Origin of the sequence: Autumnicola musiva (genome assembly GCF_031846585.1) — a bacterium.
Lineage (GTDB): Bacteria > Bacteroidota > Bacteroidia > Flavobacteriales > Flavobacteriaceae > Autumnicola > Autumnicola musiva.
Map to the genome: position 1 here is coordinate 39966 of NZ_JAVRHK010000019.1, position 21420 is coordinate 61385.

At 38.2% G+C, this 21420-nt stretch carries 11 protein-coding genes and 1 pseudogene; 9 read left to right on the forward strand and 3 right to left on the reverse strand.

Going from position 1 to position 21420, the window contains the following annotated elements; translation table 11 throughout:
• Positions 1–32: 32 nt before the first annotated feature.
• The 9 genes from RM539_RS17280 (at position 33) to RM539_RS17320 (ending at position 18596) form a co-directional block, all read left to right on the forward strand.
• On the forward strand, positions 33–1379 hold the full coding sequence (locus tag RM539_RS17280; RefSeq protein ID WP_311504673.1) for a sugar porter family MFS transporter: 1347 nt from the start codon (positions 33–35) through the stop codon (positions 1377–1379).
• A 27-nt stretch (positions 1380–1406) separates the two neighbouring features.
• Positions 1407–2870 carry a sulfatase family protein gene (locus RM539_RS17285; RefSeq protein ID WP_311504674.1) on the forward strand — a complete coding sequence of 488 codons (1464 nt, stop codon included), beginning with the start codon at positions 1407–1409 and terminating at the stop codon, positions 2868–2870.
• 49 nt (positions 2871–2919) lie between these two features.
• Complete coding sequence (locus RM539_RS17290; RefSeq protein ID WP_311504675.1) at positions 2920–4968, forward strand: GxGYxYP domain-containing protein; 2049 nt, start codon at positions 2920–2922, stop codon at positions 4966–4968.
• 110 nt (positions 4969–5078) lie between these two features.
• Positions 5079–6557: an MGH1-like glycoside hydrolase domain-containing protein gene (locus RM539_RS17295; RefSeq protein WP_311504676.1), complete on the forward strand. Its 1479-nt coding sequence runs from the start codon at positions 5079–5081 to the stop codon at positions 6555–6557.
• A gap of 14 nt (positions 6558–6571) precedes the next feature.
• On the forward strand, positions 6572–8782 hold the full coding sequence (locus tag RM539_RS17300; protein WP_311504677.1) for a GH92 family glycosyl hydrolase: 2211 nt from the start codon (positions 6572–6574) through the stop codon (positions 8780–8782).
• A gap of 178 nt (positions 8783–8960) precedes the next feature.
• Positions 8961–11240, forward strand: a complete 2280-nt coding sequence (locus tag RM539_RS17305) for a GH92 family glycosyl hydrolase (protein WP_311504678.1) — start codon at positions 8961–8963, stop codon at positions 11238–11240.
• Positions 11241–11279: 39 nt separating this feature from the next.
• On the forward strand, positions 11280–13574 hold the full coding sequence (locus RM539_RS17310) for a GH92 family glycosyl hydrolase (RefSeq protein ID WP_311504679.1): 2295 nt from the start codon (positions 11280–11282) through the stop codon (positions 13572–13574).
• 131 nt (positions 13575–13705) lie between these two features.
• Positions 13706–16216, forward strand: a complete 2511-nt coding sequence (locus RM539_RS17315) for a M14 family metallopeptidase (protein WP_311504680.1) — start codon at positions 13706–13708, stop codon at positions 16214–16216.
• A 37-nt stretch (positions 16217–16253) separates the two neighbouring features.
• On the forward strand, positions 16254–18596 hold the full coding sequence (locus RM539_RS17320; protein WP_311504681.1) for a GH92 family glycosyl hydrolase: 2343 nt from the start codon (positions 16254–16256) through the stop codon (positions 18594–18596).
• 759 nt (positions 18597–19355) lie between these two features.
• On the opposite strand, the gene RM539_RS17325 is transcribed toward RM539_RS17320, so the two are convergent.
• The 3 genes and pseudogenes from RM539_RS17325 to RM539_RS17340 all read right to left on the reverse strand — a co-directional run bounded on the left by RM539_RS17325 (position 19356) and on the right by RM539_RS17340 (position 21049).
• Positions 19356–20099, reverse strand: coding sequence for a DinB/UmuC family translesion DNA polymerase (locus RM539_RS17325; RefSeq protein WP_311504682.1), 744 nt, complete (start codon positions 20097–20099; stop codon positions 19356–19358).
• 33 nt (positions 20100–20132) lie between these two features.
• Positions 20133–20620, reverse strand: a pseudogene (locus tag RM539_RS20150) (Y-family DNA polymerase).
• A complete protein-coding gene (locus tag RM539_RS17340) occupies positions 20621–21049 on the reverse strand; it encodes a LexA family protein (RefSeq protein WP_432264640.1) in 429 nt (142 codons plus the stop codon).
• Positions 21050–21420: the final 371 nt, after the last annotated feature.

A 21420-nucleotide genomic window follows, 5' to 3' on the forward strand; every position in this document is an offset into this window, starting at 1 on the left:
GAATTAAGGTATAATATTTCTAAAACGAACCAATGGGAATTATGAGAAGTAACAATACATCAAATAATAAAATATTCTTTTGGTCCATAGCTGCTGCTCTGGCAGGCTTTTTATTTGGTTTTGATACGGTAGTTATTTCCGGAGCCGATCAGCAGTTACAGGAATTATGGGGGACCTCCAATGCATTCCACGGCTCAGTAGTAATGGCAATGGCCTTATGGGGTACGGTTTTAGGAGCGGTTACGGGAAGTATTCCTACTAATAAATTAGGAAGAAAAAACAGTCTCATTTTAATAGGTCTCCTGTATTTCGGTTCAGCATTAGGTTCGGCTTTGGCTAATGATCCCTTGACCTTTGCAATTCTTAGATTCATTGGTGGCATAGGAGTGGGAGTCTCTACTATAGCAGCGCCTGCTTATGTTTCTGAAATTGCTCCGGCAAAAGACAGGGGGCGACTGGTTTCACTATATCAGTTTAATATTGTGCTGGGAATCCTTATTGCTTTTTTATCAAATTACCTACTGAGAGATACCGGTAATGAGCCTTGGAGATGGATGTTGGGCGTAGAAGCTATTCCGGCTCTCATCTATACCTTATTTGTTTTTACAATTCCTGAAAGTCCGCGCTGGCTTATTTCGAGAGGAAAAATTTCAAAAGCCGAAGCAACTTTGAAAAAAATAAATCCAGATCTTAATGTACGGGAAAAAATTAGGGAGATCAAAGACCAATCTCAAACTCAGAGGAGTGGTGAAAATATATTCATGAAAAAGTATCGTTTTCCCCTTTTACTGGCATTTCTTATTGCCTTTTTTAATCAGCTCTCGGGAATCAATGCTTTTCTTTATTATGCTCCCAGGATCTTTGAAGAAGCCGGTCTTGGTGAAAATACCGCATTGTTAAGCAGTATAGGAATTGGCGCTGTTAATCTTGTTTTTACACTTTTTGGTGTTTTCTTAATAGACAGGATAGGCAGGAAAAAACTGATGTATATAGGTTCTATCGGATATATAATTTCCTTATCTCTGGTGGCAGCCGCATTTTTCCTGAATTGGGGTGGCTATTTTGTCCCAATATTTTTATTCATATTTATTGCATCTCACGCTATAGGTCAGGGCGCCGTGATCTGGGTATTTATATCTGAAATATTTCCAAATCATATAAGGGCGTCCGGGCAGGCTTTTGGTTCTTCCACTCACTGGCTGCTTGCTGCAATAATACCTTCTTTGATACCCTATCTCTTTTCAACAATAGGTGCAGGCACTGTGTTCGCCATTTTCGCTTTTATGATGGTACTGCAATTGATGTTTGTAATATTTATGATGCCTGAAACCAAGGGAATACCTTTAGAAAAACTAAGTGAAAGGCTATTTAATAGATGAAAAGCCTTGGAACTAAAAATTGAAAAAATGAAATTAGGCATAGCTAAATTACTACTACTTGTAACTATTAGTCTTTTTAGTACTGGAAAAGTACTTAGTCAATCTGCAGAGTTGAGCCCCAACATAATTATTTTAATAGCTGATGATGTAGGGGTGAATGATATAGGGTGTTATGGGAATTCATTCGTTGATACGCCAAATATCGATTATTTGGCTTCTAACGGTTTGAAATTTAACAATGCTTTTTTAACCACCAGCTCCTGTAGCCCCAGTAGGATAAGTATTATAACGGGAAGATATCCACATAATACTGGAGCAGCAGAGCTGCATACAGAGCCGGATGTGCATTTTTCCTCTATTGCATCCCAGTTGAAAGAGCAAGGATACTATACCGGGCAGGCAGGCAAATGGCATATGGGAAATTTATTAAAAGAAGGATTTGATCAAATATTTGAGGATCGGGAACAAAATGGAGCAGGAGGGGAAAAAATGTGGATTCCATCTTTGCGAAATAGGGATAAAAATAAGCCTTTCTTTTTTTGGTTTGCTTCTTATGATGCCCACAGGCCTTGGGAAGAAAATACATTTTCTTATACACATGAACCTAGCCAAATAAAAGTGCCGCCCACCTTAATTGATAATGACAGCACCAGAATCGACCTTGCTCAATATTATGATGAAATAAAGCGATGGGATTATCATATAGGTAAAGTTGTTAGAGAATTGAAGCGACAAGAAGTTTTTGACAATACGCTCATAGTGATAATGTCTGACAATGGAAGGCCTTTTCCCCGTGACAAAACACGAATGTATGACTCTGGATTAAGAACTCCCTTCATTGTCCACTGGCCAAAAAATATTAAGAAAGCAGCTATTAGTAATAGTTTGATCAGTGCTGTTGACATAGCACCGACAATCCTGGATATATGCAAGTCTGATATACCTGAAACTTTTCAAGGCCGGAGTTTTAAAGGTTTGATAGAACACCCAGGTAAGGCTTTTAGAAATTATGTTTTTGGAGAACACAACTGGCATGATCATGAAGCATTCGAACGTATGGTTCGAACAAAAGAGTATCTATATATTCAAAATTTCAGACCCGAACTTCCTAATCAGGGACCTGCAGACGCAATTAATAGCCCATCGTTTAGATCTCTTTTAAAAGCAAAAGAGCAAGGTACTATTACAGAAGTACAATCGGATATTTTTCTTGCGCCGAGACCTAAGGACGAACTGTATCAGATTAAAACCGATTCACTTCAAACTTTAAACTTGATTAGCGGGAAAAAACATTCTGATGTCCGGGATAGGTTAAAAAGCATCTTGAAAGGATGGATGAGGGAAACTTGTGACAACGTACCAAAGGAGCTAACTAAAGATTGGTACACGAGAGATACAGGAAAAAGAATTGAAGATAACTTTCAAATTAGGGGTGATATGCCAGGAGAGAAAAATAATGCAGAACGATGTAATGCAAAAGGAGCTTTTTAGAAAGTGTGTCTTTTTTGGGTAGAAGAATCCTTCAACATGTAGAAAATAAATGAAAAAGAAGAGTAGTATGGGAATAGAAGAAGAAAAGAGAAGGGACTTTTTAAAAAAAATAGGAGTCCTTTCAGGAGCGGGTCTGATGGGGATGTTGCTCCCTTCCTGGTCTGTAAATAAGGAAATGTACCCGGGAACGGAAAAAATTTTAGTGCCAAACATGAAAGGAGCTTCATATTGGGAAACGTTGTTGTTCACTTGCTTCCAGGGCATTTGCAATAGAGAAAGAGCTAATGTTTTTTTATACTATCCCAGAAAAAGTGGAGAAAGTTGGTATTCCAAATATCCAGTTGAGGAATCACGTGTTTTTTACAATTGGTATAAAAAATACGATCATTTACAATTTGAAGAAATTCAGGATCCATATAAACTTTTTGATGAAAGATATAAAGCCTATCGGTATAATATCAAGGGTTTTGTAGTTGTTGATATAGAAGAAACGGCTACTGCTAACATTGCAGCTAATTACGCCAGTATTGAAAATTTGTTACCCATTACAGAAGAACTTTTACAGAAAGAGGAAATTAAATTATTGGGACTTCCTGCAAAAAGGGATTTACGGGGGGAATTTACAGGGAAGAGTAAGCTGGAGATAAATCAGTGGGCTTTTGAACATCAGTGGCCACAAGCTAACCATGCACGCGTAGCTAATCTCAGTACCCCCAAGCCAGAACCTAATGCTTCTTTACCTACAAATTCATTTTTCACGTCTAACCGTGCTCGGGATTTCACCGTAGCTGAAAGAGGCTTTTTCTTCAATCTGGCAAGCAAAAATGAAGATTACGACCTGAAAGATCAGATTCTCAAAGAAATGGAGCCGTTGGGCTATGTATTCGGCTGGCACCAAGGTGCGGGGGAGACAGCTCACATTCGCCATCTATCGAAAAATGGGCAATTAGCTCTTGGTGCTTCAACTTATGCAGCCAACTTTTCCTTCCACAGCCGGGTTGAGGTTCCCGGGGCAGTAGAAAGGTTCAGAAATAGGGTGGTCGCTGGTTTGGGAAAAGAGGAAGTGCTCGAAGAAAAAATATATTTAACATTTATTCTTTCTGATGGTAATTCTCTAAATTTTATAACACGTAGAGGATTGGGAGGTCAATGGCAATTATCCAAAAGAGGGCAAATACCCTTTGGCTGGGAAATTTCACCCCTTTTAGCAAAAGAAGGGCCTGGGATTCTTGACTATTTTCAAGCAACAGCTACTGAAAATGATTTTTTTGTGGCAAGTGTTTCCGGGATAGCTGATTTTTATCCTCGTGCCGTGCCAATGGATAAACTTCGAGATATTTTGCAGGAAACCGATGTATATTTGAGAAAGACAGGATTGTCATCCGGAGTTGTTATGGGGCCTAAAGGACCTACCGATGATGAACGGGTTGAACTATATGAGGAAATCTTGGGTGATAAAATTAATGGAATTATTGAAGGTTATGAAAGGCGCTCTGCGAAGAACCAACGAATATTTTATAGAGAGAAACATTCTCAGCATGATATGGTCTGGATGCCTACTTCCAATCCTAGAGGTAAGAAAGTTTTGGATCATTGGGTACATGAATTAAAAAAACTATCTCAATACCGAACACAGCGGCCTCTTTTTGTTCCTCTGCATATTCCTGCACACAAGCTTACGATAACTGATATGGTTAAGTTGCTGGAAGAGTTGGGTGATGATTATAAGGCCGTATCTCCTGATATGTTTTATAGATTGTTTGTAAACTCCCATAGAAATTCTATTGTAGTTAATCCTCCTGAAAGTTTCCCAACAGAAAGAGTAGAGTTAATGGCGGGAGAGGAGAATTTGCTCAATCCTACCATTCAAAATTTCAGTAGGGAAGTAAAAGACATAAAATTAGAAGTACAAATCGTTTCTCAGGACCATAAAAAACCAATCTTAATCGGCCAAACCTTTCGTTTAAAAGGAAATAATATTTCTGATTTTAAAATAAAGGTTTTTATTCCACAAGATTTTAAGAATTCCGAAGGAGAACTGATTTACAAGGTTGCCTCCGACGGAAATGTGGTAATAGTCCCCGTAAATTTTAAATGATAAGTAATTTAATGAAAATGAAAACTATGTTGACAACAGCGAAATTAAATTTTCTTTTTTTTCTGTTAATCTTTCTTCCAACATCACCGAATATTTTTGCACAAAAAACAATGGAAACTTCCATTTATGACAAAACTTTTCCTGCCCTGTCCATAGGGAACGAAGAGGAGATACAAAAAGAATTTGTTTTTCATATGGCGTTGGGGGATGTTTATTCCAACATACGTTTATACAAGGCTGGTCTTCTCAAAGAAGAAAAGTTAGGTTTTATGGCAGGCATAAATTATAACAAACCTTGGACACGGGATGCCGCCATTAACACTTGGAATGGTGGGGGACTTCTTTTTCCCGAGGTTGCCAAAAACACGCTGCTCTCGACTTTAACCAGAGATACTGAAGGTAATGTCATAATAGGAGGACAGTATTGGGATAAAGTAATTTGGGCAGTTGGGGCTTGGAATTATTATTTATATACCGGAGATAAAGAAATGCTTCAACTGGCTTATGAAACCACTCAACGCACTTTGCAAAAAATGGAAAAAGAAGAGTTTGATGCCAGTAACAATTTATTTAGGGGGCCAGCGGTTTATGGGGATGGTGTAGCTGCTTATCCAAAGGTATATACCCGATCTGTAAATAACAAAACATATAGTGCAATAAGTGATTGGCCCGAAGAAAATCCTGATTTACGGTCTAAGGTTGGTTATGGAATACCCATGCAGTCACTTTCTACGAACATACTTTACTATAGAGTTTACCAGATTTTACCTGAGATGGCCAAGGAATTGGATAAGAAAGGTAACCCTGAATGGGATGAAAAAGCAAAACGCTTGAAAGAAGCTATTAATAAGAATTTTTGGAACCCGGAAAAACAAACATACAACTACTTTCTTGGCCCTTTCGGAGGCAGTGAGGCTCAAGAAGGAATGGGAATCTCTTTTGCTATAATGTTTGGAGTAGCAGATTCTAATCAAACGGAAGCTTTGTTTGAGAATACGCTTGTTGAACCTGCTGGAATCCCAGTTGTATGGCCTTCTTATCCCAGATATATAAATGATGAAAGAACCAGCTATGGACGGCATAGCGGTACGGTTTGGCCTCATGTACAAGGTTTCTGGGCGCATGCCGCCGCTTTGAATAACCGGAAAGAGATATTTTTGTATGAATTTAACGCGTTAACGAATAATGTATGGAGGGATAAACAGTTCGTAGAGATTTATCATCCTAAATCCGGAGCAAAATATGGAGGGATTCAGGAAAACGCCAGCAGTAAATGGAATCTTACCCATTCCCAGAATAGACAAACCTGGAGTGCAACAGCTTACCTGCGAATGATCCTTATGGGTGTTATGGGGATGCGGTTTGATGCAGATGGAATTGAATTTGAACCCATGTTGCCAGAAGGGATGGGAAGCATTCATTTGGAAAACCTTCGATATCGTGATGCGCTTCTGAACTTAACAATCGAGGGTTCCGGAGATCGCATTGCTTCTTTTATAATTAATGGAAAAAAAACGAATGCTTTTATTCCGTCAGATATTGAGGGATTACAAAGGATAGAAATAAAAATGGAAAAAGCCGGTAACTAGAAAAAAATAAAATTATGTCCTTGAAAAAAAATAACTACACTTTTAAGCTGTCTTTTATCACTTATTTTTCTATAATTTCCCTTGTTTGCTCTGTTGGATGTTCTGAAGCCCCTTCGAATCCTCAGGTGAATCATGCAATTCTGGTTAATACGCAAATCGGGAATAAAGGTAAGCCGGGCAATACAGACAAAAGATATCACGAAGCTGGTTTTACTTTTCCCGGTGCGACCTATCCATTCGGAATGGTTCAGTTTACTCCAACTTTTTTCAATCCCAACAAAGGTTTTGTGATTAACCAGCTTAGCGGTGCGGGGTGTGAACACATGGGGAATTTACCTCTCTTACCACTAAAGGGAGAAATTTCTGAGTCACCCGATGATATGATGCATTTTGATCCGGGCTATGATATCCAAGAAAGTACGGCAGGCTTTTATAAAGCTACTTTATTTGACGATGTTACCGCAGAGTTGACTGTTACCAAAAGAACAGGAATTGCAAAGATAATTTATCCGGATACCTTGCAGAAAGGGACTGTAATTATTGGAACAGGTATTAATGCAACAAAAATGAAAGACGCCTCAGTAAAAATTATCACTCCTAACAGTTTCGAAGGTTATGCTGATGGTGGCTCTTTTTGCGGTGCAGATAGTAACTACAAAATTTATTTTGTTGGAAAATTTAAGAAAGATGCTCAAGAGTACGGAACTTGGGAGAATAAATATTTTAATAAGCAAAATCGCAAGGCAGGTGGTGCTAATTCAGGAGTGTTCTTTACGTTTGATGTTTCAGACAACAAAGAATTGCAGTATGAAATAGGCGTTTCATATGTTTCTATAGAAAACGCTAGGGAAAATTTAGAATCGGAAAAATCAGACTTTGAAGAAGTAAAAGAGAATACACTCCAAAAATGGAATGAATATCTAAAGAAGATCGAAATAAATGATACCACCTCTGAGCATGCTGGGCAATTTTATACACATCTTTACCATGCTTTAATTCATCCAAGTTTATTCAGCGATATAAATGGGGAATATATAGGAGCTGACGGTGAAGTACACTATGCAAATAATTTTGATTTCTACACGGCTTTTAGCAATTGGGATACCTATAGAACACAGATCCAACTTTTAAGCATCTTATTCCCGGAAAAAGCATCAGACATTGTTACTTCTCATTTAGAATTTGCTGAGCAATCAGGAGGGGGATTTCCTCGGTGGGTGCTTGCCAATCGGGAGACAGGAATTATGCAGGGAGATCCCACATCTATTCTTATAGCAAATGCGTATGCATTTGGCGCTACGGATTTTGATACAAAGAAAGCCCTGAAGATTATGCTTAGAGGTGCTGAAGAACCAGGTACTAAATCCCAGAAAAAGCTAACCCGTCCTCAACTGTCATCCTATCTTGAAAATGGATACACCGGAAATGCTTCTATAACCCTGGAATACACTTCCTCTGATTTTGCAATTGCACAGTTTGCAAAACAGGCTTTGGATGATGAGGTTGTCCGTAATAAATATAAGAAGAGAGCTCAAAACTGGAAAAAACTATATAATCCTGAAACTTTTTGGCTCCAATCAAGACATGCGGATGGTTCTTGGAAGGATCAGGAACTAGGATTCCGTGAAGGCACCTATAAAGATTACTTCTGGATGGTACCATATAATCTCTCAGGTTTGATCGATACGTTAGGGGGCAATGAGGTTGCCGTAGAACGGCTGGACAACTATTTTACGCAATTAGATGCAGATTATGACCAGACCTGGTTTGCAGCAGGAAATGAGCCTTCTTTTCAGGCGCCCTGGACCTTTAACTGGACAGAAGCTCCCCATAAAACGCAGGCTCTAGTGAGGCGGATTGTGCAGGAGCAGTATTCACTTAAAGACAATGGCTTACCAGGGAATGATGATTTAGGAGCTATGGGTGCCTGGTATGTTTTTGCGAACATGGGCTTATATCCCATGATTCCCGGCATAGGAGGTTTTAGTATTAGTACCCCTTTATTTGAAAGGATTAAGATTGATTTGCCTGATGGAGAACTTGTGATCACCTCCGGATCAAAATCGCATTCTTACATCGAATCACTGGAGTTAAATGGAAAAAAATATAATTCTACCTGGATTCAATGGGATGAACTGAAGAATGGTGGAACTTTGGAATTTGAAACTTCAGAACAAGCTATTAAAGATTGGGGCAATGAAAATCCCCCACCAAGTTTTCGCTAGGGAGTTCTGGGACATAACGAATAATTTGAAGTAGAGATGAAATGGTCCATTATGGAGTATCATCTCAGGACATAAAAATATAACTGCTGATCGGAATCTGGTACATAATCCTAGAGAGGTTAGCTTTTTTAGGTTTTAAAACATTAATTTTCAGTTATTTGCTTAATATAAAATATATATGAGGTATTTTAAGTATTGCCTAATCGTCTTCGTAATTTTAATAGATGGATTTATATCGAAGGTAAAGTCACAAGCTTCTCTGCAAGTGCTTACGGAAAAAGACCTTGTTGATTATGTAAACCCTTACATCGGTAACATAGATCGTATGCTAACCCCAACTTATCCTACTGTTCATTTACCAAATAGTTTTATGCGGATTAGCCCGTCACGGGTTGATTATACCGATGTCACACTTCAAGGATTATCGCTGCTTCGTGCAGGTAAAGATTTTGCTGCATTTAACCTTAGTCCCATTCAGGGAGATGAGACTGAAATTACACCCGTGATTTCATATAGTTATGACAATGAAGAAGTTACTCCGTATTCTTATTCTGTAATTCTTGATAAGCACGAAACTGAAGTCAATCTTGGGGTATCTCATCAATCTGCTATTTATCAGGTTAGTTTTAAAGAAGAGAAGGATGCATTCCTTATTCTTAATGCTGAGAGAGGGGAAATGAGATGGGACGGAAAGGAACTTTCCGGATACCAGCTCCTCGAGAACGGTGTTCGGGTATATGTTTACCTGTTACCGGATAAGGCGCCGATAAACACTTATGTATTGGAGAATGAAGAATTAATCGATAGAAGTCAGGCTGAAGGTAAAAATGCCAGTATGGTTTTGAAATACTCCAAAGATACCCCTGAAATAAATCTTCGTTATGGGATTTCTTTCATTAGTGTGGAACAGGCAAGAAAGAACATGGAAAGAGAAGTTCTTTCGACCAATATCGATGAATTGCAATCAAAAGGACGAAAAATATGGAATGATGCTTTAAATAAAATAAAAGCAGATGGTTCCGAAAATGATAAAACGGTGTTTTATACCGCTCTATATCGTTCTTATTACCGTCCCGTTTCCATGTCGGAGGATGGACATTATTTTAGTGCTTTTGATGGAAAAGTACATGAGGATAAAGGTATTCCTTTTTATACCGATGATTCTGCATGGGGTACTTACCGTGCGCTGCATCCGCTAAATGCATTATTAGATGCCGAAAAGGAAGAGGCCTTACTAACTTCTTATTTACGCGCGGCTGAACAACTGGACCAATTTAGAATGCCAAAAACCATGAATGTCACCGGGAACCAGCCAGGGATGCATTCAAACGATATACTTATATCGTTTCTGGATGCTTATAATAAAGGAATAAGGGGTTTCGATCTTGAAAAAGCTTTCAGGGTCGGTAAAAATGTGGTAACGAAAAGAACACTGGCTCCTGGTTCCGATGAACCAGCTGGAAGATTGAATAAATTTTACCAGGAGCACGGCTATGTTCCGGCGATATGGGAGACTGATAAAGAGTTAACTCCTCAGGTTAAACCTGAAATAAGACGTATGGCTGTTTCGGTTACCTTGGGAACAGCTTATGATGACTGGGCTTTAGCCCAAATGGCAAAAGAATTGGATCTTCAGGAGGATTTTCAATATTTCTGTAACCGCTCATTTAATTATCGCAATTTATTTAATTCCAGGACTAAATTTTTTCATCCCAAAGACACCGAAGGAAAATTTTTATCATCTTTCGACTATGAATTATCGGGAGGACAGGATGGTAAACTCTTTTTTACTGAAGGTAATGCCTGGAATTATCGTTTCGGGCTACAGTATAACCTGCAGGATCATATTAATATGATGGGAGGTAGGAGTGCCTTTGCTGAAAAATTAGATTCTTTATTTTCAAAGTCCCTGGGATTACCCAAATACCGCCATTATCTTCAATATCCAACTCAGACCGGAATTGTAGGAGGCTTTGCTATGGGCAATGAACCCTCGTTTCATATACCCTACCTATATAATTATGCCGGAAAGCCATGGAAGACCCAGGAACGTATTCGGATTTTACTAAGGCAATGGTTTCGTAATGACCTAATGGGAATGCCAGGAGATGAGGCTGCGGGATCAATGTCTGCTTTTGCCGTATTTTCTTTTGTGGGACTTTACCCCGTTACACCGGGGATGCCGGTGTATAATATTGGGAGTCCGGTATTTGAGCAGGTAAATATTGAACTGCCGAATAATCTAAATTTTGAAATTATAGCTAAGAATAATTCTGAAGAGAACAAATATATTCAATCTGCGATCCTCAGCGGGCAACCATTGAACAAACCCTGGCTAAATCATTCAGATATTATAAATGGTGGGAAGCTCATTTTGGAAATGGGCCCCAGGCCAAATAAGGAGTGGGGAGTATCTGCTTCATCTGCGCCGCCATCCATGCCGATCAAGTGTAAGTAAAAGGAATATATAGAATCAGATCATTCTAAATATAGAAAAATGAAATATTTACGAATTCATATTGCTGCATTTCTAATAATGGGCTTTATAGATGTAGCTAGCCTAAGAGCACAGGAAAGTAATACAAAAGATTTTGTGGATTATGTGAATCCTTATATAGGAAATATCAGCCACTTATTGAAACCGACTCATCCTGCAGTGCATTTACCAAATAGTTATTTATGCCTAACTCCAGACAGGTATGATTATACAGATGTAACCTTAAGGGGTTTGCCGTTAGTAAGATCGGAGGGATATTATTCTGCTTTTCATCTTAGCCCCTTTCAGGGAGATGTAAATGAAATGAGACCCGTTATTTTGTATGGTTATGACAATGAGAAAGTTACTCCTTATTCTTATTCTGTAATTCTTGATAAAAAAGAAACTGAAGTTAATTTTGGGGTGTCCCATCAATCTGCCATATACCAGGTTAAATTTGAGGAAGAAGAAGATGGTTATTTAATTCTTAATTCAGCGAGAGGAGAAATGAAATGGGACGGAAAGGCTCTTTCCGGACATCAGGTACTTGAGAAAGGAGTACATGCATACCTTTACCTCTTACCGGATCATGTTCCAACATCAAGCTATGTGCTGGAAAACAATAAATTAACAGATAAAAGTCAGACTGAAGGTAAAAATGCCAGTATTGTCTTGAAATATTCCAAGGAAACCAAGAAAATAAATCTTCGTTATGGAATTTCTTTTATTAGCGTTGAACAGGCAAAAAAGAACATGGAAAGAGAAGTTTTGTCGAATGACATTGCTGATTTACAATCGGAAGGTAAAAAAATATGGAATAATACTTTAAATAAAATTAAAATTGAAGGAGGTTCTGAAGATGATAAGACAGTATTTTATACGGCCTTATATAGAAATTTTCGTTTCCCTGTTTCCATCTCGGAAGATGGCAATTATTTCAGTCCTTTTGACGGAAAAATACGTGAAGATAATATAAATCCATTCTACTCAGGACTTCACGATTCGGGGTGGAATGCCTACCTGGGAGTTCGTCCTTTAGCCACACTCCTTGAACCGGAAAGGGAAGAGAAAATTCTTAATTCAATGCTTGAGGTTTCCAGCCAGTTGGAATATTTCAGAATGCCCAGATATATAGGACTTACCGAGCATAAAGTAGGGATGATTTCCAATCATTATATCATCTCTTTTTTGGATGCATATAATAAAGGAATTACAGATTTCGATTTGGAAAAGGCGTTCAGAGCGGGTAAAAGTGCTGTTATGGAAAGAACCCTGGCCCCTGTTTCAGATGAACCTGCAGGAGAGTTGAATCGGTTTTATCAGGAACATGGCTATGTACCGGCTTTGTGGGAGGGTCAGAAAGAAAAGATTCTGCCTCAGGTAAAGCCATTTACAAATCGTATGGCCCTTGCCGTAACATTAGGAACTGCTCACGACGACTGGGCACTGGCACAGATGGCCGAAGAGCTGGATATGCGTGAAGATTTCAATTATTTTTGTGAACGTTCCTTCAATTATCGTAAGCTATTTAATTATGGAACAGGCTTTTTTCACCCAAGGGATAAGTCAGGACGTTTCATATTACCAATAGACTATGTCTATTCCGGAGGTTTGGCCGGGAGGGACTTTTATGACGAAAGTAATGGATGGATCTATCGATTTGCACTGCAGTATAATATTGAAGATGGGATTGATATGATGGGAGGTAAAGCGGCATTTGCTTCAAATCTGGATGAATTATTCTCTAAGCCATTTCCTGGAAAAAGAAATGTTCAGTTGTACCGCTACCATAACCAAACCGGAATTGTAGGGCATTTTTCTATGGGCAATGAACCTTCTTTTCATATTCCTTACCTGTATAACTATTTAGAAAAACCCTGGGAAACTCAGAAGCGCATTCGTATTTTAATGAAGCAATGGTTTCGTAATGATCTGTTGGGTATTCCCGGGGATGAGGATGCGGGGGCTTTGTCGGCCTTTTTTGTATTTTCTTCAATGGGGTTTTATCCTGTGTCACCGGGAATACCTATTTACAATATAGGCAGTCCCGTATTTAATAAAATCAATATTAGATTATCCGGTAATCGTAATTTTAAGATCATCGCTAAAGATAATTCAGAAAAAAACAAGTATATCCAGTCGGCTGTCCTAAATGGGGAACCTTTAAATAAGCCCTGGTTTAGTCATTCTGATGTAATAAAAGGGGGAAGGCTTACTTTGCAAATGGGGCCGAGGCCTAATAAAGAATGGGGAATCGGGCCAGATGCTTCCCCTCCATCCATGCCACTGTTAGAATGTAGCTCTGCGGATAAATAGTGAATTCATTCACAGCAATAAAATATGAGATATTTTTAAAGTATCAATATCCGAATTCCTAGTCTGGTTACAAACATGACAGTAATGAACAACTTCTAATTGAAAAATTAAATGAAAGTATTTCAAAAAGTATGAAAAGAACTTATCTATTCCTTTTACTGATTGCCTTTCCAGGATTCGCTCAAAAAACGATGGAGCTCGATTATTATCTTCCACAGGAGATACATTACAATCCTAAAATTCCGAAGCCGCAAGAGGTGCTGGGATTTGTACCAGGGGAATGGCATGTAAGCCATGATCGTTTAATCATGTACATGCAGAAGCTCGCTGAGAGTTCACCGCGTGTTAAAATTGAAAACAGGGGAACTACTTATGAGGGACGCCCCTTAATGCTTCTCTACATATCTTCCGAAGAAAATATAAATAATCTTGAAAAGATTAGGCAGGATCATTTGGGTTTGATTGAAGAAAATTCAGGGCCTTTAAATCTTGAAAATATGCCGGTGATCGTAAACCAGGGCTTTTCAATCCATGGAGATGAGCCCAGTGGGGCCAATGCAGCTATGGTTCTCGCCTATTACCTTGCCGCAGCTGAAGGTCCGAAGATTGAAAAGATATTGGATAATAATGTTATTCTCTTAGATCCTTCTTTTAACCCGGATGGTTTACAAAGATTTGCATATTGGGCAAACACCAACAAAAGCAAAAATATTAACAGCGATCCGCAGGATCGGGAATATGATGAGGTATGGCCCGGTGGAAGAACCAATCATTACTGGTTTGATATGAACAGGGATTGGTTACCTGTGCAATTACCGGAATCCCAGGCAAGAATAGAAACATTTTATAAATGGTACCCTAATGTCTTAACCGATCATCATGAGATGGATTCCAATTCATCATTCTTCTTCCAGCCAGGAATTCCATCCCAAACTCATCCTCTAACCCCACAACATAATCAAATCCTCACTAAAGAAATTGGTAGTTATATCGCTGAATCCTTTGATGAAATCGGGTCATTGTATTATACTGAAGAGGACTTTGATGATTTCTATTACGGAAAAGGGGCTACTTTTCCAGATATTAACGGTGGGATAGGCATTCTGTTTGAACAGGCAAGTTCAAGGGGCCATGCCCAGGAAACCGATAATGGTGTACTTACTTTTCCTTTTACCATCCGTAATCAATTTACCGCAGCACTTGGGACGCTTAAAGCAGCAACTGAAATGCGCCTGAAACTCCTCAATTATCAACGTGATTTTTATAATAATGCCCGTCAAGAGGCCTCCGAAGGAGCCTATATATTTGGGAGCAAGGAGGATCCGGTAAGTGCTTTTAAACTCGCTGAAATTTTAAAGAAACATCAAATCAAAATTCATAATCTTTCGAATGATTTTTCTAAAAATAGAAAACATTTCAGCAAAGGCAATGCGTATGTTGTGCCTAAAAATCAAAGTCAGAACCGCTTGTTAAAGGCCATGTTTGAAACCCGTACCAGTTTTAAAGACAGTTTATTTTATGATGTTTCTGCATGGAGCTTGCCATTGGCTTTTAACCTTAATTTTGTAGAAGACATCTCGAATGAGAAAATAGGGGAAAAGATTGAAAACCTTATACTACCGAAACCTGCGAAGATAGAAAAAAGCGAGTATGCTTATTTGATGGACTGGCGCAATTACAATGCACCTGGTGCACTTAATAGGATGCTCACCAAAGGCCTGCGGGCAAAAGTGGCAATGAAGAATTTCTCGGTGAATGAGGAAAATTTTTCCTATGGAACTATCATGATTTCTGTTAAGAATCAAAGTTTATCGGTGGATGAAATATATAATTTAATTCAGGAAATTAGTGAGAAAACTGCAATTCCCTTTAAAGCTCTAAAGACTGGACTTACCGGCGGAATAAGCTTAGGCAGTAATAATTTCAGATCTATAAAGCCTCAATCCGTGGCGCTCATTGTTGGAGAACGTATCAGGCCTTTTGATGCTGGGGAAATCTGGCATTTATTCGATCAGCGGTTTGACATGCGTATTACAAAACTGGATATTAAGAATCTGTCGCAAACTGATCTGAGCCGTTATACCGATATAATTTTAACGGCATCTTACGGTGGTGCAATTAATAAAAATCAAACCACGCAACTTAAAGAATGGGTGAAATCCGGAGGAAGTTTGATTGCCTATAGAAGCTCAGTAAAATGGTTGAAAGAAAATGAGTTTATAAACCTGAAATTTAAAGAAATTGAGGATACCGCCATAAATATAAATTTTGAAGAAATTCAGGATTACAAAGGAGCTCAACGCATTGGTGGAGCAATTTTTAAAGTGAATATGGATCGCTCTCATCCTATCAGTTTTGGATATACAGACAATAATATTGCAAGTTTTAGGAATACCGAAATTTTTATGGAAGCTGATAAGGATAGTTATAATAATCCTTTACAGTATGCTGATGAACCTTTGCTAAGCGGGTATATCAGCAAGGAAAACCTTGATTTGCTTGCCGGTTCAGTCCCGTTAAAGGTACAAGGACTGGGAAGAGGAAAAGTCATGGCATTTACCGACAATCCTAATTTCAGAGCATTTTGGTTAGGAACCAATAAGCTTTTAATGAATGCAATATTTTTTGGAGATGAGATGTGATTTTAAGTATAGAATTAATCAGATTATTCTTAATATTATGTGTAAGCATCATAGAATGGGGGATTTCCATAAGATTTCTCTGTTACTCCTTGTGTTTTTTATTACTTCCTGTACTCAGAAAACAGAATCTAATTCAGCTATATCAGAGGTGAAGGAATTTGAATACGTAGATAAAGTCTATCCTCTTTTAGATACCAAGAACTCAAGGTGGTTTTATTTTTCATCGGCAAGCAGGCCTTTTGGAATGGTAAATTTAAGTCCGGATACGCAAATAGATGGTGCCTGGGGTAGTGGCTATCGATATGATATAGATACAATCAAAGGGTTTAGTCATATTCATGCATGGCAACTGTCTGGTGTTTCGGTTATGCCGGTTACTTTTTCAAAGGATTCTGAACAGGCGATTTATACAGACTTTTATTCAAAATTTAGTCATAAGCAGGAAGAAGTTTCGCCTGGATATCATCAAATCACGCTTGAGAGATACCAAATAGAAGCTACTCTTAGCAGTACCCAACGAATTGGTTTTCATCAATATTCTTTCCCAAAGGGCAGGGAAAAAGGAATTCTTTTTAACCTGAACACAATTCTGGGATCTTGTGAAAATTCGGAGGGAAGCTTATCTAAAATTGATGATAAAAGTATTTCAGGTTCTGTCGTCGCTTTATCCACTCATAGAAGGCCAAAACCAGTTAAGATTTATTTTTATGCTGAATTAGATAAATCTTTTGATGAGATAAGGAATGATAAGAATACAGGAAATTATCTTTTAAAATTTAATGGTGATACAGAGAAACTACTCATGAAAGTAGCCATTTCTTATACTTCTGTTGAAAATGCTATACAAAATCTTGAAGCGGAATTACCACATTGGAATTTTAAAAAGGTAGTAAAGGAATCGAAAGAAGAATGGAATAGTCTTTTGGGAAGGATAGAAATTAAGGGTGGATCTTCAAAAGCACAAAAAAGATTTTATACCGATTTGTGGCATGCCTTGCAGGGAAGAAGAGTTATTAGCGATTATAATGGCACTTATCCAGATTATTCGGGAGATTCTTTAAGAATTGGAAATTTACCTTTAAATAAAGATGGAAGACCAAAATTTAAACATTATAATTCTGATTCCTTTTGGGGAGCACAATGGACTATTAATACCCTTTGGGGATTAGTTTATCCTGAAATTATGGAAGAATTTTCGTCGTCTTTAATGCAATATTATAAAGATGGTGGCATAGTTCCCAGAGGTCCGTCTGGAGGTAATTACACCTATGTCATGACTGGTGCTTCATCTACTCCTTTTATTGTGAGTGCTATTCAAAAAGGAATCGTAACAGAAAAGCTTGATTCCCTATATTTTGCCATGAAGAAAAATCATATGCGGGGAGGTATTATGGAGAAAGCCGGATATGAGCATGATACAAAGATGGGTGGAGGATTATCTTATTATATTGATAAGGGTTATGTTCCTTATCCTTTACCTGATGGTGAATTCGGTTCGCACCAAGATGGAGCAAGTTTAACTTTAGAATATGCTTATCAGGATTGGACATTGGCGCAGCTTGCTGCTAAATTGGGGTACAAAGAAGATGAGGCTTATTTTAAAGAACGGGCCCAAAATTATAAAAATGTTTTTAATGCGGCTTCGGGATGGATGCAACCTAAAGATGTTTTTGGGAATTGGTCTGCTAATTACGATCCATATCAATATCAACATGGTTTTATAGAGGCAAATGGAGCTCAGGCAACTTGGTTTGTTCCGCAAGATATAGAAGGATTGGCAAAATTGATGGGAGGCGAGAAAAAAGCTGTTCAGAAATTGGCAGTACAGTTTAAAACAGCTGAAAAGTTAGGATTTACCTCTGGAAATTCACACGCAGCAGAGTTACATCCTGAATATAGAAGAATACCTATTAATTACGGTAATCAGCCTTCGATACAAACAGCATATATTTTCAATCAATTAGGAAGACCAGATCTTACGCAATTTTGGTCTCGAAAAGTAGTGAATAAAGTTTTTTGTGGCTTAAACGAGAATACCGGATATAATGGTGATGAAGATCAGGGGCTAATGGGGAGTTTAGCTGTTTTAATGAAAATAGGAATATTTCAAATGAATGGAGGTACCGATGAAGATCCGGTTTACCAAATCGGAAGCCCTATTTTCAATTCCATTACTATTAAACTTCATCCTGATTACTATTCGGGAGAAACCTTTACCATTTTCGCAAACGATAATTCAGATCCTAATTTTTATGTTCGGGAGATGAAGTTAAACGATGAGGTTTTATACAAAACTTCAATTAATCATTCAGACATTACAGTAGGAGGAAAACTTAAATTGCAAATGGCTAACAAACCATCCTCAGGTTATAAAAAATAAGTCTGTTCTCCGTAAAACTAGAGAACCTAGAGGGAATATGAATTTAGTACTTCCCGGACCTAAGGCTACCGATCTAATTTTAAAAGGAAAACCACAGGAAATGAATGACCGAATGGCCGGTAATTTTGCATTTAAAAGTTAGGTACACCCGATAATATCTTAATTTAATTTATTAGAGCGAGAGATGAACTCAATGAGATTTCTACTCAAAGTTTAGGAGCTGCGGTGGTATATGGCCACTTAACCTAAAGAAAATATTGTGAAACATTTTTTTATCCAATCCAATCCACACCGGAAATTAAGAAACCTTTGTTATTTCACTTGCATTCACCTTATATTTGGCCAACATGCCGTGCGTGCTCTTTTAGGTTGAGTCAAATATTATGTATTTGGTCCTGTTCGTGTTGTAGAATTCCTTAACTTTAAAATTGAAGCCAATCAGAACCAAATAAGTTCAAATTTAAGGATAGCTAAAAGGTTACCTACAACATCTAATCGGCTGAATATGCTGCTAATACTGGGAAGGGCGTAAAAAGGTTTGAATCCCTCCGGGCTTTAGGAATTACCATACTTATCATGTTAGCAGTAATCGCCTTCTTATTTTTTAAATATTATTTGCCGCTATATGAATAAATGAAAGTAAAGGGGAAACTGCCATAGCTCAAAAATTGCCAGCAGTTTCCACAGAAGCTACAAAAGGGGATGATTGCTGAAAATGCTAGGGTTCAAAATTGACAACCTTTTAAATTTAACTGTTATTCAAAATTTCTCGCAATTAATTTCTATCAATTCATCTAATCTGCTGGTATATCTTTTCGAAAGTCGTTCCTGTTTAACTTTCCAAACCCGGGCCAAATCCTGTCCTGCAAATTTCACTTTGTCCTGATTGGCCAGATTTAATTTATCAATGGTTTTCATTAAAGCCCCATGTTTAGGATTTTGAGGATTAAATAGAGAAAGCTGTCTTTGAGAGGCAGGAGTAAGTGCCATAAGAATTATTCCCGCTTTTTTGTACTGGTATCCTTCCCGGTAGATTTTTTCCAGGCCTGTGAGTGCATGTTTGGTAATATCTATAGTGGAGTTGGTGGGGAAGTAGGTATGTACGGCAATATTAGAACGGTACTGCTTTAAATCCTGCCGGTGCGGGTTGGTATGAAGAAATACATAGATAAGTTTACAGCAGGAATCCTGCCTCCTTAATTTAAAAGCAGCCTTAGCACAATAGGTGCTCACCCGCTCTTTTAAATCAGCATAATCTGAATACATTTTTTCAAAGGCCCTGGTAACCGCTATATTTTTACGAATGCCGATTTCCTCCAGGTCCAGAATACATTCCCCGGAAAGGTCTCTTTTTAGCCTTAGCCCCACCTGGGTCTTTTCCTTTTGCACATACTGGTTGGGCAGCCGGGTAAACTGGTACGCATTATATACTTTAATTTCCTGCAGGCGTTTTTCATGTTGCCGTCCAATTCCCCAAACATCCCCGATTTTAGACCATTTCAATGCTTTTTCAATCTTTTCTTCAGAGTCGAGAACTTAAACACCGTGGGTCCGAGTGCTGAATTTTTTTGCAATTTTGTTTGCTACTTTCGCCAGAGATTTTGTTGGGGCAATGCCTACACTTATAGGTATTCCGGGGTACTTTTTTACTTTTCTAATCATTTCCCTGCCCAGCTCCTCCAGGTTATAAAGTTCAAAACCTTTAAATTTCAAAAAGCTTTCATCTATTGAATATATTTCCACTTCGGGAGAGAAACCGGAAAGAATGTTCATTATCCTTGCACTCATATCGCCGTATAAGGCATAATTGGAGGAAAAATATTCACTTTATGCTTATTAAATATTTCCTGAAACTGGAAGGCAGGAGCGCCCATAGGAATGTCTAAAGCCTTGGCTTCATTGGATCTGGCTTTAACGCAACCATCATTGTTACTAAGCACCACAACCGGTTTTCCATTTAAAGTTGGATCAAAAACACGCTCGCAGGATGCGTAGAAGTTATTGCAGTCAACCAGAGCGAACATCTAAACAGCTTTAATAACGTTAGTTACAATGCCCCAAATCAGAAATTCATTGTCCTCAGTTACTCTTATTGGCTTATAAGTTTCATTTTCCGGAACCAGCCAAATAGCATCCTTTTCTATTTTGAGACGCTTTACTGTAAACTCACCATCTATAAAGCAAACGGCAATTCTTCCTGAAGCGGGTTTTAGGCTTTTGTCAATAATAAGTAAATCTCCATCAGTAATTCCAGCATCACGCATGGAATCACCTTTTACCCTTCCAAAGAAGGTAGCGTCTTTATTTCGGATTAGCTCCTGGTTAAGGTCTATGGCATTATCCAAGTGATCATCAGCAGGGGAGGGGAAACCAGCCGAAATACCGCACTCTGCCAGTGGCAGCAAGAACTGCTTATTTCCTGTAATGAGAAGAGGATGTATAATAACTTTCATGGCAGTAAAATTATAAAAAGGAAATAATCCAGTCCTTAGGAATAATTCCATTTAATATAATTTTATTAACCGTTCCTTTCATCCATTATAAAAATATTTACCAGAATGAATGAAATTTTTTGTAATCCACCGTCAGGTTTTTTTATCCATTGTAATTATATCTAATAATAGTAAGTTCATAACACAGGGGGTACTTTCCACTGGTTAAGGCAAAATGTTTCTGGCCCCCAATCCGAGACTTTTAGATTAAGATCATTCACGCCGTTGTATATGCTATACACATTCAGTGAGTGTGATATTCACCTTACGGTATTAACACGCTTGTAATTTGTTTAATGTATTATAAGTTCACAATCAGGGTTACATTACAC